The sequence below is a fragment of the Adlercreutzia mucosicola DSM 19490 genome, assembly GCF_000422625.1.
Taxonomy (GTDB): domain Bacteria; phylum Actinomycetota; class Coriobacteriia; order Coriobacteriales; family Eggerthellaceae; genus Adlercreutzia; species Adlercreutzia mucosicola.
Genome location: NZ_AUGK01000008.1, coordinates 111996 through 133162, shown reverse-complemented (window position 1 = coordinate 133162; position 21167 = coordinate 111996). Strand labels below are relative to the sequence as shown.

Below are 21167 nucleotides of genomic sequence, written 5' to 3'. Positions count from 1 at the left end.
CACGAGATATGAGACACAACAAGAAGGGGCGGAAGCTCGGCACTGACTGGAGCCACACCAAGGCTATGAAGCGCAGCCTGGTTGCCGCTCTGTTCCTGAACGACCGCATCAAGACGGTGGAGGCTCGCGCCAAGGAGATCCGCCCCGACGTTGACAAGGTCATCACCTGGGCCAAGCGCGGCGACCTGCATTCCCGCCGTCTGGCCATCGCCTACCTGAACGACAAGGAACTGGTTCGCGAGATCTTCGAGAAGGTCGCCCAGGGTATGTGGCAGGATCGTCCCGGCGGCTACACCCGCATCATGAAGCTGGGTCCCCGTAAGGGCGACAACGCCCCCATGGTCATTATGGAGCTTGTGACCGAGCCCTGCGTGCCCAAGGCCGAGCGCAAGGCCGCCGAGGCCAAGAAGGCCGCTCCGAAGAAGGCTGCCCCCAAGAAGGTCGCCAAGAAGGCCGAGAAGGCCGAGGAGGCCAAGGCCGAGAAGTCCGAGGAGCTCGCTGAGGATCTGGGCTTCGAGAACGACGGCACCGTGGAGCAGATCGAGGCCGTAGACGCCGCCGAGAAGTCTGAGGCCGTCGAGGAGGCCCGCGAGGAAGCCGAGAAGGCTGAGGCCGAGGCCGCCAAGGAGGCCGAGACCGTCGACGCCGAGAAGATCGAGGAAGAGAAGGCCGACATCAAGTAGGCTCCCTCGGGAACTTCGGATGCATCCGGCGGCAACCAGCCGCAAGTGTTGCCGTCGGAAATATCGTTCTATGCAAAAAGCGACTGCCCATAAGGCGGTCGCTTTTCTGTTTCACGGCCGTCAGACGTGATTTGCGACAAAACGACGGTTCTCGTAGTCGGAAAGGGGTTTTCCAGCACCTTCGGGGATGTTTCCCCAGGTCGTGTTTGCCCAACAGTGCTCGTTGGGCGATGTAAGGCGACATAAACTACGAGAACCGTCGTTTTCGTCGCAAAATGCTTGGTGTCAGCCGGGCAACGCGCGTACAACTTCTCAATTACTATCGGTACCGTCACCTTTTTGCCCGTTGCCAAGTCCGTAGAATACGGTTTGCAAGGGCATGAGGATCTTGCTCTTACGTCATCTGTTCACGAAGATCTTTTCAGATTGAAAGGAGCCGGATCATGACCGACAAGGATACCTTGATGAAGGAGTTCGTTGATTCCGAAGCCGCGAAGAATGAGGATGCCGTGGCCGACCTCGAGCGCATCGAAGAGGAAGTGGCCGCTGAGGCCACCTCATCGGCGGAGTTCGAAGACGCCCTCGGCAACGAGCAGGCTGCCGCCGAGGCCGCTGAGACGGCCTTCGAGTTCGACCAGGCCAAGATCGGCACGGCCGGCATCGGCGAGGCCCTGTAACAAACCCGGGATCGCGACGACGACGCGATCCATATAGCCGACGGTCCGCTAACTCGCCGTCGGCCGCCCGCTCCTCCAACGAGTCTGACCCCTGCCTTAACCAGAGGTCAGCGGGATGAATTCTTGGAACGGGAACGCGAAGCGCCCCTTGTGGAAGAGGGGCGCTTTTCTTATGCACTTGCACAAAACTGGACTGCGGTCGGGGATGTGGCCGATGGCATGGTGAGCGCCCTCTTGACGGCGGCGCGCTTCTGTCATACTGGGCGCCATGATACGGCTCTCGGAACAGCGACGGACAGCTCCATCTTGGGTGCGTGCTCTCGATGGGCGCGTGAAGATTGCGTTGCTCGTGGCCTATTCAGTCTGTCTCTTTTTCATAGACGGATTGACGGGCTTGGCCGTCGCTGCGGTGCTGCTGTCAGCGGCGGGGGCCGTGGGGCGCCTGGCACTGGGGCCGGTGCTGCGCGCAGCGGCGCCCGCCTACGTGATCGCGGCCTTCCTGCTGCTGTACAACGGGGCGAGCCTTGGCTGGACGTCCGCGCTTGTGGTGACGGGGCGCATCCTGCTGCTTGTGTACGCCAGCGTCGTGCTGGTGTCGCTGTCCACGGCCACGGAGCTGACAGCGGCGCTCCAGCGTCTGCTAGCGCCCCTGGGGCGCGTAGGACTGCCGGTGCGCGATGCGACCACGGCGCTCTCCATCGCCCTGCGCTTCATGCCCGTGACCGCTGAGGAGCTGGCGGCGGTGCGCCGGGCTCAGGCTGCCCGGGGCGCGACCTTCGACAGCGGGGGGCTGGTGGGGCGCCTGCGGGCCTACGGGGGGCTCATGGTGCCGCTGTTCGTGGGGCTGTTCCGCCGGGCCGACCGCTTGGCCTGCGCCATGGACGCGCGCTGCTTCGGCGCCGCGAAGACGCCCACGCATCTGGACGAGCCGCGATTTGGCGCTGCCGATGCCGTCGCGCTCGCCGTGGGCGTGGGGCTGTGCGCCCTGCTGCCCTTCATTCCCTAGGCGGCCGGGCTCGGCTCCTCTTCCAGCTCGATGGCGGCCGAAGGCTCGGCGGCCGAGCGCTTCTTGCGCTGGGGCGCCAGCTCGCTGATGAGGATAGCGGCGAAGATGAGGACGAAGCCGACCATCATGCGGCCCGTGACCACCTCCCCGTAGAACAGCACGCTGGCGATGACGCCGAAGACTGATTCCAAAGACAGCAGCAGCGAGCCCTGGGCCTCGGGTACGTGGGCGAGGCCTATGTTCTGCAGCACGTAGCACACTCCCGAGGCGAAGACCACGAGGTAAGCCAGATTCAGCAGGAAGTCGGGGTTGGCCACGGCGGCGAGCTCGGGGAAGGGCTCGGTGGCCACCCCCAGCAGAAGGCCCAGCATGCCGCCGAAGAGGGACTGGTACACCGTGAGTCCCAGTACGTCGTAGGTTTGGGAAAACCGGGCGATAGCGATGATCTGGGCCGCGAAGAATACGGCGCACAGCAGGGTCATAAGATCGCCGAAGCCGATGGTGAGGGTGCCCGCGGCCACGGATACGAGCCCGATGCCCGCTACGCACAGCACCGCCGCGCCCACGTTGACCACCGTGGGGCGCTTGCGGGCGACGGCCCACAGCATGAAGGGCACGATGACGCAATAGGTGGCCGTGAGGAAGGCGTTCTTGCCCGGGGTGGTGTCGGCGAGCCCCACGGTCTGCACCCAGAAGGCGAGGAAGGTGACCGCGCCGAGTGCGAGCCCCGCGCCGAGGAAGCCGGCATTCAGGCTGCCGCGCAGTCGCCGGTGGAAGAGCACGGCCATGAGCAGGCCTGTGAGCAGGAAGCGCACGCCGATGAGCTGGGCGGGGGGCAGCACGTCCACGGCGTCCTTCATCACCACGAAGGCGAAGCCCCAGATGATGGTGGCTCCCAGCAGCATGAGCTTGTAGGCGAAGCCCGGCAGAGCGCGGATTTTCGGTTGGCCGGTATGTTGCGAGGTTTTTTCCATAACTCACCTATTATAGGGCTCCTGCCCGTTCCCGTGCCATGGAAATTCGTCGAACCCCCCCCGCCTCACCCCCCCCATCTCCTGACTTCGATGCGGGCGAATCGGGGATGGAGGGGCGGGTTGAGGGGTGCTCCTCTGGGCTGCGATTGACGGTCTCCTTTTTGTCTGGAGTGGAAGATGGCACTCTCGGCGCTGTAATATGGAATATCTGCTTTTTATGACACGAATCATGCTTTGCGCTAGTTTGCGCTATCAAAAAGCAGATATTCCACGTTGTTCTTTCTCGTTCATTGGCGAGATAGAAAGGGCTTCGGCATAATCCCAGTTCAGCGACTTGCGATAGCGAGTGGTTCAGTACGATTTCTCATGAATTCGCAAGGGGAGCATGGAATACCCGCTTTTTCTGCGCCCTGAACGTGGAATATCTGCTTTTTTGAATGGCAAAACTTTGGACAATGGCGAAATTGTCAAATTTGGCATCTTTTCCACGTTTCCTCAGAAGCGGTGCTGATGGTGCTCTGCAAGGAGGGCTTCCGTCGCATCCTCGGGCACTCTCGGATCCCAGCCGGGGCGAGCGGTGCTGTTGAGGGGTTGGCGGTGGCCGACGATGCCCTGGGCGGCCTCTTCGACAGCACGCATCCGGCGGAGCGCATAGCGGGTACGGCCTCGGCCGTCTCTCCGCCTTCGGGGCGCCATGCGGCCCGATTCCGACCGGCGCCATGCGGCCCGCTTCCGAGACGCGATCAACGCGGTGCCCCGCGCACGTCCCAGGTCTTCCTGCGGGCTGCGTCTTCGGGTACGGCCCATGCTGTGGAAGTGTTTTTCTTACCGCTGTGAAACGGCAGAATGACGGAGGGGCTGTGGGTAATGCGGGGCGGATGGTTCGGGGGCATTATGGGGATTGTCATGCTACCGATGCGAGAGGATCGAACCATGTACTATTCCAGCGGCAACTACGAGGCCTTCGCCCATCCCCTGAAGCCCGAGGGGGTGGATGGCAAGTCGGCCTACATCGTGGGCAGCGGTTTGGCCGGGCTGGCGGCCGCGTGCTTCCTCGTGCGCGACGGGCAGATGGCCGGCGAGCGCATCCATATCTTGGAGCGAGGGCCTCGCGCCGGCGGCGGCTGCGACGGCTGGGACTATCCGAGCCTCGGCTATACCATGCGCGGCGGCCGCGAGATGGACAACCACTTCGAGGTGATGTGGGATTTGTTCCGCGACATTCCCTCCATCGAGGATCCGAACGTGAGCGTGCTGGACTACTACTATTGGCTGAACAAGCGCGACCCCAACTACTCCCTGTGCCGCGCTACGGTGAACCGCGGCCAGGACGCCCATACCGACAACCGCTTCGATTTGTCGGACAAAGCCTGCATGGAGATCATGAACCTGTTCTTCACCCCCGAGGAGGACCTCCAGGACAAGGTGATCACCGAGTACTTCTCCGACGAGGTGCTGAACTCGAACTTCTGGCTGTACTGGCGTACCATGTTCGCCTTCGAGAACTGGCACTCGGCCCTGGAGATGAAGCGCTACATCACCCGCTTCGTGCACCACGTGGGCGGCCTGCCCGACTTCTCGGCGCTGCGCTTCACCCGCTACAACCAGTACGAGTCCATGATCCTGCCCATGGTGAACTACCTGAAGGATCACGGAGTGGATTTCCGCTTCGATACCCACGTGACCGATGTGCGCTTCTCTTGCGATGAGGCGAAGGACGACGCCCGCAAGGTGGCCACCGAGATCCGCTTTTTGGTAGAGGACGAGCCTGAGGCCATCGCCGCCGTGGAGGGGCTGCCGGGGGATGAGGCCCCCGATCCGGCGGGTGTCCGCGAGCAGGTCATTCCCCTGACCGAGAACGATCTGGTGTTCATCACGCCGGGCAGCCTGGTGGCCCATTCCTCCTTCGGCAGCCAGAACACGCCGGCCCGCTACGCCCCCGAGCTGACGCCGGGGGACGGCTGGGATCTGTGGAAGCGCATCGCCGCGCAGTCGCCGGCCTTCGGGCGGCCCGAGAAGTTCTGCGGCGATCCGGCCAAGAGCAACTGGGAGAGCGCCACGGTGACCACGCTGGACGAGAAGATCATTCCCTATATCGAGGCCATCTGCAAGCGCGATCCGCTCTCCGGCGGCGTGGTGACCGGCGGCATCGTGTCGGTGCGGGATTCCAACTGGCTGCTGTCCTGGACCATCAACCGCCAGCCCCAGTTCCGCGATCAGGAGCCCGGCACCGTGTGCGTGTGGCTCTACGGCCTGTTCACCGCCGTGGACGGCAACTACGTGAAGAAGCCCATGCGCGACTGCACCGGGCGTGAGATCTGCCAGGAATGGCTGTACCACCTGGGCGTGCCCGAGGAGCAGATCGAGGAGCTGGCCGAGAAGAGCGCCAACACGGTGCCCTGCATGATGCCCTACATCACGGCCTTCTTCATGCCCCGTGCCGACGGCGACCGTCCGCTCGTGGTGCCGGAGGGTGCCGTGAACTTCGCCTTCATCGGCCAGTTCGCTGAAACGCCCCGCGACACCATCTTCACCACCGAGTACTCCATGCGCACCGGTATGGAGGCGGTGTACACGCTGCTGGATATCGACCGCGGCGTGCCCGAGGTGTGGGGGAGCGCCTACGATCTGCGCTGCCTGCTGAACGCCACGGTGCTGCTGCGCGACGGCAAGCCGGCCACGGACATGAATATGAACGTGCTGGAGAAGCTGCTGCTGTCCCGCGGCCTGAAGGAGATCGAGCACACCGATATCTACGGGCTGCTGAAGGAGTACGGTGTGATTCCCACCACCGACGAGAACCGCGATGCGCCCGCGCCCGACCCCGGGGCGGTGTGGCCCGGCATCCACTAGGGGCAGCGCCTTGGTTTTGTGCGCCCCGCGCGGATGCGTTCTCGCGCGGGGCGCATTGCATGGTATGATGGAAAATGCTGAACAACAGCGTCGACATTACCTGCAAGGAGGCACTACATGAGCGTCATCATCGATGTGTACGGGCGCGAGATCCTCGATTCCCGCGGCAATCCCACCGTCGAAGTGGAGGTCGTGCTGGAGGACGGTTCCTTCGGCCGCGCGGCGGTTCCCTCCGGGGCGTCCACCGGCGCCTTTGAGGCTGTGGAACTGCGCGACTGCGACAAGGGCCGCTACCTGGGCAAGGGCACCCTGGATGCCGTGGCCCATGTGAACGGCGAGATCGCCGAGGCGCTCATCGGCATCGAGGCCGACGATCAGCGCGCCATCGATGCGGCTATGATCGCCCTGGATGGCACCGAGAACAAGGGCGCTCTGGGTGCCAACGCCATCCTGGGCGTGTCGCTGGCTGTGGCCAAAGCTGCCGCCGAGGCCGCCGAGCTGCCCCTGTACAAGTACGTGGGCGGTGCCAACGCGCACCTTCTGCCCACGCCCATGATGAACATCCTGAACGGCGGTGTGCACGCCGACAACAACGTGGACTTCCAGGAATTCATGATCATGCCCGTGGGCGCGGCCACCTTCGCCGAGGCCCTGCGCTGGTGCGCCGAGATCTACCACACCCTGAAGAAGGTGCTCCACGATGCCGGCCTTGGCGGCGGTGTGGGCGACGAGGGCGGCTTTGCCCCCAACCTGAAGACCAACGAGGAGCCCCTGGCCTACATCGTGCAGGCCTGCGAGGCCGCCGGCTACAAGCCCGGCACCGACATCCTGTTCGCCATGGACCCGGCGTCCACCGAGTTCTACAACGCCGAGACCGGCAAGTACGTGCTGGCCGGCGAGGGCCGCGAGCTCACGAGCAACGAGATGGTGGACTACTGGGAGGCCTTGGTGAACAAGTACCCCATCGTGTCCATCGAGGACGGCATGGCCGAGGAAGATTGGGACGGCTGGAAGAAGCTGACCGAGCGCATCGGCGACCGCGTGCAGCTGGTGGGCGACGACCTGTTCGTGACCAACTCCAAGCGCCTGGCCAAGGGCATCGAGCTGGGCTGCGCCAACGCCATTCTCATCAAGGTGAACCAGATCGGCAGCCTCACCGAGACTTTGGAGGCCATCGAGATGGCCAAGCAGGCCGGCTATGCCTGTGTTATGAGCCACCGCTCCGGCGAGACCGAGGACACCACCATCGCCGATCTGTCCGTGGCGCTGAACACCGGCCAGATTAAGACCGGCGCCCCGGCCCGTTCCGACCGTGTGGCGAAGTACAACCAGCTCATCCGCATCGAGGAGCAGCTGGAAAGCCAGGCCGTCTACGCCGGCATGAAGGCCTTCTACAACATCAAGCGCTAAGCTGCTTGCGCGTACAATGAACGGGAAGGCTGCCTCGCTGACGGGGCGGCCTTCTTTGGTTTTTGGGCAGTCGGCGAGGATTGTCTTCGCCGACTGCCTTTCGCCTCGTTGCGCTTTCGGTCAACGAAGGAGGCGGCCTTGGCACGAAATATTGAGTTATGAGCGTCTGGACCTCGGAGCGGGGAATTGTGGCGGGAAACTGTCTTTGGAAATGCCCGGTCAGCGCATTGTGGTTGGGTAATGTCTTTCGAAGGCGAGGAAACGGGCGTCCCTGAGACGCTCATAACTCAGGATCTCGTGCAGAAACGGAGTGGTTCGCCGGCCGACGTCTTCTTAAGGTGGACTCTGGGTTCAAGAGGGAGCGCCCGGGCGGGGAGGGAAGGGAGGCCCGGGCGCGCAGCCGCAGAGCCTCTGGGCTATTCGGCGCCGGCGAGCTGACGGCCGGTGAGGTAGCCGAAGGTGAGGCAGGTGGCGCCCAGGTTGTGGCCCGGGAAGTGGGTGGAGTAGCAGTTGCAGTACATATCGCCCACCATGGAGCCGAGGCAGTACAGGCCCTCGATGACCTCGTTGCTGTCGTTCATCACTTCCATCTTCTCGGTGCAACGCACGCCGCCAGTGGTGGTGGGGAACCACGGCGTGCACTTGATGCCGTAGAAGGGACCCCTCTTCACGGACGGCAGCAGTTCCTTGCGCTGCCGAACTCCTCGTCGACGCCGCGCTCGCAGTAGCCGTTGTAGTCCTCGATGGTCTTCAGGGTCGTCTCGGCGGGCAGCTCCAGGGCCTGTACCAGCTCTTCCAAGGTGTCGGCCTTCACCATCTTCACCTCGATGTCGCCCGAGCCGTTCATGTTGATGGTGCCGGGGCCGTCGATGGTGGTCTGCCAGTAGGCGCGCGCCTGACGGGTGATGGAGCGCCACTGGAAGCAGAAGATCATGGGCGTGGGCGTCTCGTTCTTGTCGATGGCCGCGCCGGCCCAGTAGGCCATCTTGTGGCCCGAGCCGTCCCAGATGCCGCCGAACTCGGTCTGATGCGCCGCCCAGGGGATGAGCTTTTCCAGCATGTCCTTGTCCATGCCGAAGTCGCCGGTTGCCAGCACCACGGCGTTCTTGCCGTTGAACTGCACGTAGCCGTCTGCGGTCTTCGCGACCACGCCGCTGACGCGCTCGCCGTCCTTCAACAGCTGTTGGGCGTCGGTCAGATAGCGGATATCGACGCCGGCTTTCGCGCAGTAGGCGGCCATATTGTCGCATACGTCCTGCTGTGGGTTGTCGTCGGGGCCCAGGCCGTTGGGGCCGTCCAGGAACTCATGGGTGCCGGGGAACTCGCCGTTGATGTTCTCGGGGTCCTCGTACCAGTGCTCCATGACCGGGGTGAGGTCGCTGCCGCCCACGGAGCTGGCCGTGGTCATGCGGTCGATGAGCCAGTCCATGGCTTCGCCCGAGCGATGGAAGTGGTTCATCCACTTGCGGTCGTCTACGCGGTAGGAGTGATAGCCCATCATACGCTTGTAGCGCTGGGCGATCTCCTCCACGGGGCACTCGTAGCCCTTCTCCTTCGTCAGCTTCGAGTTCATGGCGTAGATGGAGCCGCCGCGACCCACCACGTGGTCCATGCGTTCCAACATGACGACGCTCGCGCCGCTTCCGTGCAGCGCCGTCGCCAGCACGGTGATCGCGGTGAACTTCCGCAAGACCCGCGCGGCGCGCAGCGGCGGCCAACGGGATATGGTCTCGGTTGCGGGCGGACTGAATCGCCCCTGCAGGGCGCTCCTGCCGCTCCTGCAATGGTAGGCGCCTCGTGGATATTGCGGCTCCAATCAAGCTCCGTAGGATCGGCTTCGGCGCGCCCGCGTGAAGCAGGCGGTCTCGCGACCGCGTCTACCCCAACAGCCCCAAACCCTTGGCGATGTTCGCGATGAAATCCTGCACGTTGGTGACGATGCCGCGGCTGGCGAGGCTGCCGCGGTCCACCAGCTTGTTCACGGCAAATTCCGCGATGTCCACGCAGTAGAAGTACACGGGGCGGATGGTGCCGTCGGGCAGCACCCGGTAGCTCGGGGTCATGTTGCCCGTGGCGATGGTGTGCAGCATGGTGGCCATGCAGATGACCGTGGTGGCCGATCGGATGTGGTCGCGCATGGCATCCTGGGCGTCGTAGGCATTGCCGAACACGCCGGGCAGCGGCCCGTCGTCGCGGATGGATCCGGCGAGCACGTAGGGCACGTTGTTGCGCACAAGCGCCTCCATGATGCCGTCGTGCACGCCCTCTTCCTGAATGAACCGCTCGATGCTTCCCCAGTAGCGCACGCGGTTGATGGTGTCCAGGTGGTGGTAATGGCCGTTGGGGCGGTTCTCCTGGGTCTCGATGTCCTGGCCCAGCGACGTGTGGAAGTAGGCCCCTTCCAAATCGTGGGTGGCCAGGGCGTTGCCGGCGAACACCGCATCGGCGTAGCCGGCATCGACGATCTTGGCGAAGGCATCGCGCGAAAACCCGTTGAAGGTGAAGGCCGGTCCCATAACCCACACGATGAAGCCGTGGTCGCGCTCGTGGCGCAAAAGCTCGTAGAGCTCGTCGTAGTCGCGGGAGAAGGCCGTCTCGCGGCTTCTGCCGAGACGGAAGGCGAAGTTGTCGTGGCCGCCGGGATGGGGCGCCCCGTTCTCGGCTGCGGCCAAGCTGCGGAAGCCCTCGGTGTACACGAGGATGCCCTCCTCGCCGTTCTCGGTGCGCCCGCAGGCGATAAGATCGCCGGCGCGGATGTGACGGAATTCGCGCACGAACACCGCGCCGTCTTCCACCACGGCCACGCAGTCCATGCGGGAGTCCCGGGCGAGCACCCATTCCCCGTCGATTTTCAGGTACTCGGGATAGATGGACATGGCGTGGTAGTTCTCGGGGGCCACGAAGTTCTTCGGCGCGGGCACGAGGGTCGCGTTCGGCGCGGCGGCCAGGGACGGCAGCGAGAAGTCGGGGGCGGTGTAGGGGGTGGGCGCGAAGTCCATGGACGGCCTTCCTCTCTGAAATGTGGTTGTTCGCATTGTAGCGCGGTTACGGTGCCGCGGGCGCGGCGAGGGACGCATTGCGCGCCCTGGTTTTTGGAGAACGCCTTCCGAAACGACCAAAATCACGTTTGGGAGAGGGTTGGGTGCGCTGAATGCTCCTTTTGGCGGCAATAACCTCGCCCAAACGTGATTTCGGTCGCGTTCGCTTGCCCTTGCCCTCGCCCAAACGTGATTTTGGTCGTTTCGGGCGTTGCTTCGGCGATTTCCAATATATTCTCAAATAGCTATAATGCGGAGGAGCGAAAACAAGTTCGCTCTCCGGCGCGGGGCTTTTCGGGCACCGGGTGCGGAGGGGCGAATCGGTGCGAGCGCGGCCTTGCGCGCCGCTTGCGGAAAGGGGAGGCAATGAAGGACATGATCTCGCTGGAGGAGGCTCGCGCGCTCGTGTGCGGGGCTGTGGCGCCGACGGATGTGGAAGAGGTGGGGCTGCTTGATGCTGTGGGCCGAGTGGCTGCGTCCGATCTGACGAGCGACATCGACGTGTCTCCCTTCGCCCATTCGGCCATGGACGGCTTTGCCCTGCGGGCCGCCGATATCGGCACGGCCACCGAGGAGGCGCCCGTGGCCCTGCGCGTGATTGCCGAGATCGGTGCCGGAGATGTGTTTGCGGGCGTCATAGGAGCGGGGGAGTGCGTGCGCATCATGACCGGCGCCTGCCTGCCCGACGACGCCGATGCCGTGGTGAAGTACGAGATCGTGGCCGTGGTGGAAGGCGACGGGCGCACGGGCTCGACGGTGTCGTTCGCGGCGCCGACGAAGGTGGGGTCCAACATCCGCCCCGCAGGCGAGGAGGCTCGGGCCGGCGAGGTAGTCGTGGCTGCCGGCGAGGTGATCAGCGCTGCGGGCGTGGGCTTTCTGGCCGGCTGCGGCGTGCTGGAGGTTCCGGTGCGCCGGCGTCCGCGCGTGGCCGTCATTGCCACGGGCAGCGAGCTGGTGCCTCCCACCGAGGTGCCCGGTCCCGGCAAGATCCGCAATTCCAACAGCTATGCCATGGCCGCCTGCGCGAGCCGGGCCGGGGCGGTGCCCCACATCCTTCCCATCGTGGAGGACACCTACGAGGCTCTGCGCGCGGCCGTGGATGCGGCCTCGCGCGAGTACGACTTCGTGGTGACCACGGGTGGCGCGGCCAACGGCGACTACGATTTCATCAAGCCGGTCGTGGCCGATCTGGGCGAGCTTAAGATGGCCACGGTGAACATGCGCCCGGGCAAGGCCCAAACTTTCGGTTTGGTGAACGGCACGCCGGTGTTCGGGCTGCCGGGCAACCCGGCCGCGGCCTACGTGGGCTTCGAGTTGATCATCCGTCCGGCGCTGCGCACCATGCAAGGCTATGGCTTCCTCGACCACCCGGTGGTGCGCGCCCGGCTCACCCAGAACGAGAAGAACCGCGACCCGCGGCGCATTTTCCTGCGCGGCACTCTCACGCGCGCAGCCGACGGCGTCTTCGAGGTGACGCCGGCGCGCAACCAGAGCTCGGGTCTGTTCGGGCCCATCCAGAAGACCAACTGCATGGCCGTGCTGCCCGACGGCACCGAGCCGCAGCCGGCGGGAACCATGGTAGACTGCATCCTGCTAGATGTGCCGGAAGAGGTCTGCCTGTAGTTGTCCGGGTTCGCGGCTGCGGGAGGGTCGGCTTCGACGACCTCCGAGCGCCTCCTGAGAACGCGGCCTTTAAGAAGCAGATTCCGCTTCAGCAGCAGTGGTGCAGAAAATGTGCCGACCGATGTGCATCAGTTTCCCTGCTTCTATTGCCGCGCTCGGAAGGGGATCGGTGCGAGACGGGCGGCGGAGCCGATCCTCCGCAGCCGCAGGTGAGGCAAGAAAGGAATTTCATGACTATCAAGTTCGCTATCATTACGTGCTCTGATACGCGCACGCTGGAGACCGACGAGGCGGGGCAAAAGCTGGAAGAGCTGATCGCGGCCGAGGGCTGGGAATGCGTCCGCCGCGTCGTGGAGACCGACGAGCGGCCGTTTATCGCCGGGGCTCTCATCGACGCCTGCGACCACACCGATGCCGATGTGGTGCTCACTTGCGGCGGCAGCGGACTCTCGCTGCGGGACGTGACGCCGGAGGCCACCCGCGACGTGGCCGACCGCGAGGTGCCGGGCATCGCCGAGGCCATGCGCGTCCACAGCCTGGCCATCACTCCCTTCGCCATGCTGTCCCGGGCCATCTGCGCCCAGCGCGGCCGCACGCTCATCATCAACCTGCCCGGCTCCACCAAGGCGGCCACCGAGAACTGGGAGGGCATCGTGGCGGCGCTGCCCCACGCCGTGAAGATGATGGCCGGAGGCGGCCATGACACGCAGAAGAGCCTCTCGGAGAAGCTCTCGGCCGCTGCGGCGAGAGGCGAGCTCGGGTAAAGCGCGGCCGGCCCAAGGCGACCGCCTCTGTTGCCGCGCCCCTGGGCCGTGAAGATGATGGCCGGCGGCGGTCGCGGGGCCCAAGAAGCGCTATACTGGTGGTTCGAAACGACGAGCGACCTAAGGTAGCGAATATGGCAGAACTTCCCAACGGTTTCACGGGTTTTTCCCGCCGCGACCCCAACTTCGTGTCGGCGGGCGATGCCCTGCGCAGCTCCCGCTACGACGACACGCCCTTTGCGGCGCGCAAGCAGGAGCAGTCCCTGGCCGGCGGATGGTCTCCCGTGCCCGCCGGCGCGCTCACGGGACGCGCGGCGCCGGCGCGCTCGGCGGTGGCCCCCGACATTCTGCAGTACGCCGAGGCCGGCACGCCGGCGGGCGCCCCGCCGCGCTTCGATCCCGACAAGCTGGCCCGCATTCCCGAGGTGGATCGTCGCTGGTCGTGGGTGGAGATCGACCTGAACGCCATCCGCCACAACGCCTCCACGGTGAAGCACCGCCTGAATCCCGGCTGTCGGCTCATGGCTGTGGTGAAGGCCGACGCCTACGGCCACGGCGCCGTGCAGGTGGCCAAGACGGCCCTGAACTCGGGGGCGGAGTACCTCGGTGTGGCCACGGTGGACGAGGCCATCGCCCTGCGCGAGGCCTATGTGAACGCCCCGGTGCTCGTCTTGGGCGAACCGCCGGCCTCGGCCATTCCGCTGCTTCTGGCCTACAAGATCATGCCCTCCATCTACACCGCCGAATTCGCCATCCGCTACGCCGAGGCGGCCGATGCCTTCGGGCTTGCGGCCCCCTTCCACCTGAAGGTGAACACGGGCATGAACCGCATCGGCGTGCGCTACGACGAGGTCGTGGAATTCGCGCGGCAGATCTCGTTCCACCGCGCGTTGGACCTGCAGGGCACGTTCACGCATTTCGCCACGGCTGACTGCCCCGGCACCATCGACTTCGACCGCCAGGTGAAGCGCTTCGCCGAAGCAGTGAACGCCCTGCGCGCCGCAGGGGTGAATCCGGGTATCGTGCACGCGGCGAACTCGGCGGCGGCCATCCGCTATCCCGAGGTGCAGCTGGACATGGTGCGCCTCGGCATCGCGCTCTACGGCTTCTACCCGTGCCCCGAGGCCTATCCGCTCATCGATCTGAAGCCCGCCATGGCCGTGAAGGCCCGCATCACCGAGGTGAAGACGGTGCCCGTAGGCGAGGGGGTCAGCTACGGGCTGCACTACCGAAGCCCCGGGGCGGTGAAGGTGTGCACGCTGCCCATCGGGTATGCCGACGGTCTGCGCCGCGGGCTTTCCGGGCGTACCGACGTGTTGCTCGGGGGCAAGCGCTTCCACCAGGTGGGCAACATCTGCATGGACCAGTGCATGTTCGAGGTGAACCTGCGCCAGCGCCACAACTTGGATCCGCAGATCGGCGACGAGGTGGTTGTCGTGGGCTCCCAGGGCGAGGCGGCCGTCACCATCGACGCCATGGCCGAAACTCTGGGTACCATCCAGCACGAGGTGGCCATCGGGTTCGGCTGCTCGCGACTGCCTCGAATGTACATATAAACCCCTCGGCCTCGCCGATCTCCTTGGGCGAATCCGTGAGAGAGGACGTATCATGAACGTACAACGGCCCCATATTCCCCTGAAAGCAATTCGCGCGGAGGTGGCTGAGTGCCATCGGTGCCCTTTGTGCGAGGGGCGCACCCAGACCGTGTTCGGCGTGGGCAACCCCGAGGCGCGGGTGCTCATCGTGGGGGAGGCACCGGGCAAGAACGAGGACTTGCAGGGCGAGCCTTTCGTAGGCGCGGCGGGCAAGTACCTCAATGAGCTGCTGGCCGTCGCGGGGCTTGCGCGCGACGAGGTGTTCATCGCCAACGTGCTGAAGTGCCGACCGCCTTCGAACCGCGATCCCCGTCCCGAGGAGATCCAGGCCTGCGCGCCCTACCTGCGCGAGCAGACGCGCACCATCGATCCGGAGTTTATCGTCACGCTGGGCAACTTCGCCACCAAGTTCATCCTGAAGACCGACGTGGGCATCACCCGCCTTCATGGCACGCTTCAGCGGGCCGGCCGCTTCAAGGTGTTCCCCATCTTCCATCCGGCCGCCGCGCTCTACGACGGCAGCAAGCGCGAGGCCCTGGAGAACGACTTCACCACTTTGGGGGAACTGCTGAAGAGTTAGAAGGCGGCGGCCGGCATCGGTCGGCCCGCTCACGCGAGCCGGCTTTGGGCGGTAGCGCTGCGCCGCGCCACGCCTGGCGGCCGCAATGCTACAGCCAGTTCTTCCGCTTGAAGAACAGAATCATCGCCGTGATCATCAGGGCCGCGAGCACAATGATGGTGATGGACATGTAGGGCCAATCGAGGCCCGGCAGCACGGTGAGGTTCATGCCGAACCAGCCGGTGACCAGGGTGAGCGGCGCGAACATCACCGTGGCGATGGTGAGGATCTGCATGGTGGAGTTCTGCTTGAGGTCGATCTGGGTCTGGTGCAGCTCGCGCAGCTGCAGGCTGTACTCGCGCAGCACTTCGGCGCGGTCGGCCAGGTGGTTTGCGTGGGCGGCCACGTGGCTGAAGGCGCGCGCCTCCTCGCGGCTCATCACCTTGTTCTCGTTGTCGGCGATCAGGTCGGCCATGACGGCGATCTGCTGGTAGTACGAGCCCATGCGCATGGCAGCGCGGCGGTAGCCCATGATGGTCTGGGACGACACGTTCTCGGTGTGGTCGAGCATGGCCTCCTCCACCTTTTCCATGCCCTCTTCCATCAGCGAGAACCAGGTGAAATCGTCGGCGATGAGCGTCTTCATGAGGGCATAGAGGCAATGCGAGGTGGTGGCCTTGGTGAGGATGCCGCTTGCCGCCACTTTCTGCAGTATGTCGGTGGCCACGGTGCCGTCGTCGATGAAGACGAGCCGGTCGGCATCGAGATAGAACGACATGCGGTCGGGGTCGGCCGTGGGGTCGGCCTTGTCGGGCACGGCGAAGGATCCGATGATGAAGGCCGGGTACAGCTCCACGAAGTTCATCTCGGCCGGTTCTAAGGCGGCCAGGCCGTTGCGGCCCTCTTGGGAGATGTTGGGCAGGGCGTCGAATTCGTGGGAGGTGATCACCTTCACGAGCGGCGGCTTGGGCTCGGGGCGCGTGCTGGGCGCGTCGAGGGGGTGGGGTTGATTCAGTTCGTAGACAATGGCCATCATTTCCTCCTCTCGGCACTAATGCCGCTGTCGCTCTAGTATAGAATGAGCCGCGCAATGAGCATTTTGCCCGCGGCATCTGTCACCCGTTTGTGGCCCGGTGCCGTGCGGCCGCGTGGCCGCGCCGCTGGTCGCGTGTTCTCGATGGAAAGGCGGTCTTATGGCCTTCGACCCCGTTGCTTGGATCAACACCCCCCGCTGGCAGGCTTCACGCCTGGGACTCGATCGCATGGTCGATCTGCTGGAGCGTCTGGGGCGTCCCCAGGACGACCTGCGCTTCGTGCATGTGGCGGGCACCAATGGGAAAGGTTCCACGTGCGCCTATCTAGCCAGCGTACTGCAGGCGGCGGGGCTGCGCGTGGGGCTGTTCACGAGCCCGTTCGTGTACTGCTTCGAGGAGCGCATCCGCGTGAACGGGGTGAACATCAGCGCCGAGGAGCTGGCGCGGGCTGTGGAGGTGGTGCGTCCTGTGGCCGAGGCCATGGAGGCCGCGACGGGGGATCATCCCACCGAGTTCGAGCTGATGGCCGCCGTGGCCCTGGAGCACTTCCGGGCCGCGGGTTGCGACATCGTGGTGATGGAGGTGGGCTTGGGCGGCCGCTTGGACGCCACCAATGCCATCGACGCGCCCGAGGTGAGCGTGATCTGCCGCATCGGGCTGGACCACACCGATCTTCTGGGCGACACCTTGGCCGCCATCGCGGGGGAGAAGGCCGGCATTGTGAAGGCGGGCGCGCCGGTGGTCAGCTGGCCCCAGGAACCCGAGGCCATGGCGGTGATTCGGGCTGTGGCCGACGAGCGCGGCTGCGCGTTGGCGGCCCCCGACTTCGCTGCGCTGGCAGTGGGGCCGCTGGAGGGAGCGGCGTGGGGCGGCGCGACGGCGGCCGGTGAAGTTGCGGGAGAGGGTGCGGCGGCGACGGCGGCCGGCGAAGTCGCGGGCACGTCGACGGACGGGGCGTTTGCCGGTGCGCTGACGGCAGTGCGCCGCTTCACCTATCGGGGGGAGGCGTTCGCGACGCGGATGCTGGGCCGCTACCAGCCGGCCAACGCCGCCGTGGCCATCGAGGCCGTGGGCGTGCTGCGCGAGCGGGGCTGGGCCATTTCCGAGGCGTCCCTGAAAGAGGGTATCGCCGCAGCGCGTTGGCCCGGCCGCTTCGAAGTGGTGGGTACCTCGCCGCTGACCATCGTGGATGGCGGTCACAACCCCCAGGGCGCCGTGGCCCTGGCCGATTCCCTGGCCGATGGGCTGGGTCCGACCGGTCGCGGGAGCGTGGTGTTCGCCATGGGCGTGCTGGCCGACAAGGACTACCCGGCCATGGTGGCCGCGGTGGCTCCTTGGGCCCGGGCGCTGGTCGCCTACGCCCCTGCCAATCCCCGCGCTCTGCCTGCCGACGATCTTGCCGCCTGCGCCCGCGACGCCGGCATCGAGGCGGAAGTCGCCCCCGATCCCGCAGCTGCCCTCGCCCGCGCCCGCGATCGGGCCGGTGCGTCGGGCGTCGCCGTCGCCTTCGGCACCCTGTACGCCATAGCCGACCTGCGACTCGAGCACCTCTGAGGGATTTGCGCCCGAATTCCCCGTTTTTGTGCAACAAACTCCAGTAGGTAGACAGGGGCAGTCGGCACGAGGCGCGATAAGCCCCGTTTTGTCGCGAAAACCAGCGATTTCGGGCTCGAAAAGGGCCTCCTCGGGGCAATGCGCTTTCGGGGCAGTCTACCTATCGGAGTTTGTTGCACAAAAAGAGGGGATAGGGAAACCAAGGGAGACCGAAGGGCCGCAAGCGCGTCGCCTGCGCCCCTCTGCTGCGGAAGGCGCGGCCGCCGGCCCTTCCGGGCGGTTGGGGGGCGTCAACGAGGGCGTCTGGCTCGGCGCGGGAGTGGATGCCGAGCTTCGCGTAGATGTGGCGCGCGTGGGTCTTCGCGGTGGCCGCTGCCGAGTGGGGCAGCCCCCCCCGTTGCCCGCCGCAAGAAAAAACGCCCCCACGGCTTTCGCTGCGGGGGCGCTTGGCGACTTGGGAGTCGGGCGACTTACAGGGAGTCGATGTAGGTGACGAGGTCGCCCACGGTGACGAGGCCCTCGGGCTCGCCGAAGTCGACCTCGCAGGCCTCCTCCAGATCGCAGATCAGCTCGACCATGTCCAGAGAGTCGATGCCGAGGGACTCGAAGGTCGCCTCGGGGGTGACGGTGGCGGGGTCGATGTCGAGATTGCTCTCGAGAACGCCGGCGATGGTGTCGATAGTTGCCATGAACTAATCCTCCTTTTGCGTGAGCAGGCCGTAGCCGCCGTCATCGCGGCGGTACAGAATATGCACCAGGTTGGTGTCACGATCAGTGTACGCGAAAAAGTCGTGGCCCAAAAGATCGATCTGGATGAGCGCCTCATCTTCGGTCATGGGCGTGAACTCCGTCTCCTTGCGGCGCACGATCTCGTCGTCGGCCAGCTCGTCCATGAGGCGGTCGAGGTCCAGCTCGCTCTCGGGATGGGCATCCTCGTGGGCGAAATCGACGATGCGCTCCGTGGCGCGGACCTTCTTGTCCAGCACGCGGGTCTTGTACTTGCGCAGCTGACGGGCGACCTTGGCGGCGGCCACGTCGATGGCAGCGTACATATCCTCTTCGCTTTCCTCCACACGCACGATGTGGCCCTTGATGCGAACGGTGACCTCGCAGATGGCCGGCAGCGGATTGGCCGGGTTCTTCTCGGTATACAGGACAACTTCCGTGGATACGGCGTCGGCGTCCACGGCCTTGATGGCGTTGCCCACCTTCTCCTCGGCGTACTGACGAAGGGCGTCGGTGACGGGCATTTTGCGTCCGGACACGGTGATCGTCATGATTTTCACCTCTTTTACTCGGGACTTATACCTCCATGTTGACGGGCGGCCTGCAGCGCGCGGTTCGCCCTGCGAACCAGTTTGATGTAGCGTGAATGTCCACTCATCAACATGAGAAACAAGCATAACGCAATTCTGCTAATATTCAGGGAGTAATTTATCGCTGCAAGATAACGGTTTCTTATCTGGGCAATCAAGAGGCGCGAGCGTAGAGAAGCGAGGAAGCAGGCATGCAGCCGACGGCAAAAAATCCCGATCCCCATCATATCTTCATCGACGAAGTCCAGGGCCACCAGCGCCGCTGGCTGAAAGTGGTGCAGATCACCAGCTCGTCCACGAAGGCGGCTGGCATCATGCTGGCGGCGGCCATCGTGGCGCTTATCATCGCGAACTCGCCGGCCTTCGAGCCCTTTGAGGAATTCTGGCACACCCACGTGGTGGTGGGCGTGGGGGCCTTCGTCGGCGAGATGTCGCTGGGCCATATCATCAACGACATCTTCATGGCCGTGTTCTTCCTGCTGGTGGGCTTGGAGATCAAATACGAGATGACCGTCGGCGAGCTGACGAACATCCGCCAGGCGGCCCTGCCCATCATCGCGGCTTTCGGCGGCGTGCTCGCCCCCATCGTCATCTACTCCATCTTCAACGCGGCCAATCCCGAGACCTCTCATGGCTGGGGCGTGCCCACGGCCACCGATATCGCCTTCGCTTTGGGCATCATGGCGCTTTTGGGCAGCCGCGTGCCCAACGGTGTGCGCGTGTTCCTGTCCACGCTGGCCGTGGCCGACGATATCATCGCCATTCTGGTCATCGCCATCTTCTACGGCCAGAGTCCCTCGCTGATGTGGCTCGGCGTGGCCGCGGTCGTGTTGGTGGTGCTGCTGATGCTGAATCGGGCCCATGTGTACTCGCTGGCGCCCTATCTGCTCATCGGCTGCCTCTTGTGGTTCGCCGTGTTCATGTCCGGCGTGCACTCCACCATCGCCGGCGTGCTTTTGGCCTTCACCATTCCCACCGGCTCGCGCGTGAACCTGCACGAGTTCATGACCTGGTCGGGCGACCGGGTGCGCGAGGCCCGGGCGGCCTATGTGGAGACCGAGCCGGTGGTGCTGCAGAAGGACTACATGTTCACCGTCTCGCGCCTCTCGAAGGTGGCCAAGCAGGTGGTGCCACCGGCGACGCGCTTGGAGCACATGCTGTACCCCTGGGTGTACTTCGCCGTGCTGCCGCTGTTCGCCCTGACCAACGCCGATGTCAACTTCCTCAGCGGCGATGTGCTGGCCATGATCTCGAGCCCGGTGTTCTACGGGGTGTTCTTCGGCCTGCTTCTGGGCAAGCCCATCGGCATCCTGATCTTCAGCTTCCTCACGGTGAAGCTGAAAATTGCCAGCCTGCCCGAGAACGTGAACTGGATGCATATGACCGGTGCCGGCATCTTGGGCGGCGTGGGATTTACCATGGCTATCTTCGTGGCGAACCTGGCCTTCCCCGAGGCGCTGCTCATCGCCGATGCGAAGGTGGGTATTCTGTCTGCGTCGCTTCTGGCCGGCGTGGTGGGCTTTCTGTTCCTGTTCATCCAGGCGAAGGCCGCCGAGCGCCAGGGGATTTCCTACGTGTCGGCGTCCTTGGATGAGGTCGTGCGCCAGACCGCCGGCGAGGAAGCCGCCGATATGGCTGACAACGTAGTGCTCGGCCTGGGGGACGATGAGCTCGTGGATGATGTGCGCGAGGTGCTTGAGGCCGAGGGAGGGGTCGCCGAGTTCGTCGTGCACGAGACGGCCCGCGCGATGACCGATGCGGCCGACGCGTCCGAGGCCGAGGATGTGGCGGGCACGCGTCCGTAGGGAGGGCGACCGCCGCCGCGCGGGGCCTATCAATTATCTTTCTGATCAGCGAAAAGGACGCGAAATCGTGTCCTTTTTCTTTTGTTATACGGGTTGCGTCGGGGCGCTCTTGGATCGGATTTTAATCATGTATCGATATATTACCTGGTAAAAGTATGATGGGTTTGCAACAAAACAGTTAACGAATTGAAACTGTTTTGTTGAAGTTGGCCCCTTATCGTTCTAGAATAAACAGGATTGGGTACCTATGCCGTATTTTCGTGTGCCCGCTTGTGA

18 protein-coding genes are annotated in these 21167 nt (G+C 64.7%); 11 read left to right on the top strand and 7 right to left on the bottom strand.

Annotated elements, in window-relative coordinates:
* Window positions 1-8: 8 nt before the first annotated feature.
* The 3 genes from rplQ (at window position 9) to G503_RS14045 (ending at window position 2366) form a co-directional block, all read left to right on the top strand.
* Window positions 9-683: a 50S ribosomal protein L17 gene (rplQ, locus tag G503_RS16980; protein WP_028026880.1), complete on the top strand. Its 675-nt coding sequence runs from the start codon at window positions 9-11 to the stop codon at window positions 681-683.
* A gap of 443 nt (window positions 684-1126) precedes the next feature.
* The gene (locus tag G503_RS0106105) at window positions 1127-1360 is read left to right on the top strand and encodes a hypothetical protein (RefSeq protein WP_028026879.1); all 234 of its coding nucleotides are present in this window, start codon (window positions 1127-1129) and stop codon (window positions 1358-1360) included.
* A 268-nt stretch (window positions 1361-1628) separates the two neighbouring features.
* Entirely contained in the window at window positions 1629-2366 is a 738-nt protein-coding gene (locus tag G503_RS14045; protein ID WP_084636326.1) for an energy-coupling factor transporter transmembrane component T family protein, read from the top strand.
* On the opposite strand, the gene G503_RS14040 is transcribed toward G503_RS14045, so the two are convergent.
* Window positions 2363-3340 (bottom strand): DMT family transporter, encoded by a 978-nt coding sequence (locus G503_RS14040; protein WP_051190984.1) that lies wholly within the window; start codon window positions 3338-3340, stop codon window positions 2363-2365. The genes G503_RS14045 and G503_RS14040 overlap by 4 nt on opposite strands.
* A 933-nt stretch (window positions 3341-4273) precedes the next feature.
* On the opposite strand from G503_RS14040, the gene G503_RS0106090 reads away from it, so the two are divergent.
* Together G503_RS0106090 and eno are read left to right on the top strand one after the other, a co-directional pair.
* Window positions 4274-6193, top strand: a complete 1920-nt coding sequence (locus G503_RS0106090) for an oleate hydratase (RefSeq protein WP_028026878.1) — start codon at window positions 4274-4276, stop codon at window positions 6191-6193.
* 117 nt (window positions 6194-6310) lie between these two features.
* On the top strand, window positions 6311-7603 hold the full coding sequence (eno, locus tag G503_RS0106085; RefSeq protein WP_028026877.1) for a phosphopyruvate hydratase: 1293 nt from the start codon (window positions 6311-6313) through the stop codon (window positions 7601-7603).
* 416 nt (window positions 7604-8019) lie between these two features.
* On the opposite strand, the gene G503_RS16705 is transcribed toward eno, so the two are convergent.
* The 3 genes from G503_RS16705 to G503_RS0106075 all read right to left on the bottom strand — a co-directional run bounded on the left by G503_RS16705 (window position 8020) and on the right by G503_RS0106075 (window position 10602).
* Window positions 8020-8274 (bottom strand): FAD-binding protein, encoded by a 255-nt coding sequence (locus tag G503_RS16705; RefSeq protein WP_235715507.1) that lies wholly within the window; start codon window positions 8272-8274, stop codon window positions 8020-8022.
* On the bottom strand, window positions 8271-9293 hold the full coding sequence (locus G503_RS14035; RefSeq protein WP_235715506.1) for an FAD-binding protein: 1023 nt from the start codon (window positions 9291-9293) through the stop codon (window positions 8271-8273). Before G503_RS14035 ends, G503_RS16705 begins: the two co-directional genes overlap by 4 nt.
* A gap of 187 nt (window positions 9294-9480) precedes the next feature.
* Window positions 9481-10602, bottom strand: a complete 1122-nt coding sequence (locus G503_RS0106075) for a putative NPN-dependent ornithine cyclodeaminase (RefSeq protein WP_028026876.1) — start codon at window positions 10600-10602, stop codon at window positions 9481-9483.
* A 405-nt stretch (window positions 10603-11007) separates the two neighbouring features.
* Here G503_RS0106075 and G503_RS0106070 point away from each other — a divergent pair, with 405 nt between their 5' ends.
* The 4 genes from G503_RS0106070 to G503_RS0106055 all read left to right on the top strand — a co-directional run bounded on the left by G503_RS0106070 (window position 11008) and on the right by G503_RS0106055 (window position 15203).
* On the top strand, window positions 11008-12264 hold the full coding sequence (locus tag G503_RS0106070) for a molybdopterin molybdotransferase MoeA (protein ID WP_028026875.1): 1257 nt from the start codon (window positions 11008-11010) through the stop codon (window positions 12262-12264).
* Between the two features lie 230 nt (window positions 12265-12494).
* Window positions 12495-13028 carry a MogA/MoaB family molybdenum cofactor biosynthesis protein gene (locus G503_RS14030; protein WP_084636324.1) on the top strand — a complete coding sequence of 178 codons (534 nt, stop codon included), beginning with the start codon at window positions 12495-12497 and terminating at the stop codon, window positions 13026-13028.
* Between the two features lie 134 nt (window positions 13029-13162).
* Window positions 13163-14584, top strand: a complete 1422-nt coding sequence (gene alr, locus G503_RS0106060) for an alanine racemase (RefSeq protein WP_028026874.1) — start codon at window positions 13163-13165, stop codon at window positions 14582-14584.
* Between the two features lie 52 nt (window positions 14585-14636).
* Window positions 14637-15203, top strand: coding sequence for a uracil-DNA glycosylase (locus tag G503_RS0106055; protein WP_035022049.1), 567 nt, complete (start codon window positions 14637-14639; stop codon window positions 15201-15203).
* 88 nt (window positions 15204-15291) lie between these two features.
* Here the strand turns inward: G503_RS0106055 and G503_RS0106050 are convergent, their stop codons facing one another.
* The gene (locus G503_RS0106050; protein ID WP_084636322.1) at window positions 15292-16218 is read right to left on the bottom strand and encodes a magnesium transporter CorA family protein; all 927 of its coding nucleotides are present in this window, start codon (window positions 16216-16218) and stop codon (window positions 15292-15294) included.
* A gap of 157 nt (window positions 16219-16375) precedes the next feature.
* Here G503_RS0106050 and G503_RS0106045 point away from each other — a divergent pair, with 157 nt between their 5' ends.
* Window positions 16376-17770, top strand: a complete 1395-nt coding sequence (locus G503_RS0106045; protein WP_028026871.1) for a bifunctional folylpolyglutamate synthase/dihydrofolate synthase — start codon at window positions 16376-16378, stop codon at window positions 17768-17770.
* Between the two features lie 470 nt (window positions 17771-18240).
* Here the strand turns inward: G503_RS0106045 and G503_RS0106040 are convergent, their stop codons facing one another.
* Window positions 18241-18459 (bottom strand): acyl carrier protein, encoded by a 219-nt coding sequence (locus G503_RS0106040; protein ID WP_028026870.1) that lies wholly within the window; start codon window positions 18457-18459, stop codon window positions 18241-18243.
* A gap of 3 nt (window positions 18460-18462) precedes the next feature.
* Window positions 18463-19047 (bottom strand): ribosome hibernation-promoting factor, HPF/YfiA family, encoded by a 585-nt coding sequence (gene hpf / locus G503_RS0106035; RefSeq protein WP_028026869.1) that lies wholly within the window; start codon window positions 19045-19047, stop codon window positions 18463-18465.
* A gap of 230 nt (window positions 19048-19277) precedes the next feature.
* Here hpf and nhaA point away from each other — a divergent pair, with 230 nt between their 5' ends.
* On the top strand, window positions 19278-20891 hold the full coding sequence (nhaA, locus tag G503_RS14020) for a Na+/H+ antiporter NhaA (protein ID WP_084636321.1): 1614 nt from the start codon (window positions 19278-19280) through the stop codon (window positions 20889-20891).
* The last annotated feature ends 276 nt before the right edge of the window (window positions 20892-21167 follow it).

Bases quoted from the DNA above. Each gene is read 5' to 3' on its own strand.
- G503_RS0106055 (WP_035022049.1), top strand. From the start codon at position 14,637: ATGAACGTACAACGGCCCCATATTCCCCTGAAAGCAATTCGCGCGGAG.
- G503_RS0106070 (WP_028026875.1), top strand. From the start codon at position 11,008: ATGAAGGACATGATCTCGCTGGAGGAGGCTCGCGCGCTCGTGTGCGGG.
- G503_RS0106090 (WP_028026878.1), top strand. From the start codon at position 4,274: ATGTACTATTCCAGCGGCAACTACGAGGCCTTCGCCCATCCCCTGAAG.
- G503_RS0106075 (WP_028026876.1), bottom strand. From the start codon at position 10,602: ATGGACTTCGCGCCCACCCCCTACACCGCCCCCGACTTCTCGCTGCCG.
- G503_RS14040 (WP_051190984.1), bottom strand. From the start codon at position 3,340: ATGGAAAAAACCTCGCAACATACCGGCCAACCGAAAATCCGCGCTCTG.
- G503_RS14045 (WP_084636326.1), top strand. From the start codon at position 1,629: ATGATACGGCTCTCGGAACAGCGACGGACAGCTCCATCTTGGGTGCGT.
- hpf (WP_028026869.1), bottom strand. From the start codon at position 19,047: ATGACGATCACCGTGTCCGGACGCAAAATGCCCGTCACCGACGCCCTT.
- G503_RS14030 (WP_084636324.1), top strand. From the start codon at position 12,495: ATGACTATCAAGTTCGCTATCATTACGTGCTCTGATACGCGCACGCTG.
- G503_RS0106045 (WP_028026871.1), top strand. From the start codon at position 16,376: ATGGCCTTCGACCCCGTTGCTTGGATCAACACCCCCCGCTGGCAGGCT.
- G503_RS0106050 (WP_084636322.1), bottom strand. From the start codon at position 16,218: ATGATGGCCATTGTCTACGAACTGAATCAACCCCACCCCCTCGACGCG.
- eno (WP_028026877.1), top strand. From the start codon at position 6,311: ATGAGCGTCATCATCGATGTGTACGGGCGCGAGATCCTCGATTCCCGC.
- nhaA (WP_084636321.1), top strand. From the start codon at position 19,278: ATGCAGCCGACGGCAAAAAATCCCGATCCCCATCATATCTTCATCGAC.
- G503_RS0106040 (WP_028026870.1), bottom strand. From the start codon at position 18,459: ATGGCAACTATCGACACCATCGCCGGCGTTCTCGAGAGCAATCTCGAC.
- G503_RS0106105 (WP_028026879.1), top strand. From the start codon at position 1,127: ATGACCGACAAGGATACCTTGATGAAGGAGTTCGTTGATTCCGAAGCC.
- alr (WP_028026874.1), top strand. From the start codon at position 13,163: ATGGCAGAACTTCCCAACGGTTTCACGGGTTTTTCCCGCCGCGACCCC.
- rplQ (WP_028026880.1), top strand. From the start codon at position 9: ATGAGACACAACAAGAAGGGGCGGAAGCTCGGCACTGACTGGAGCCAC.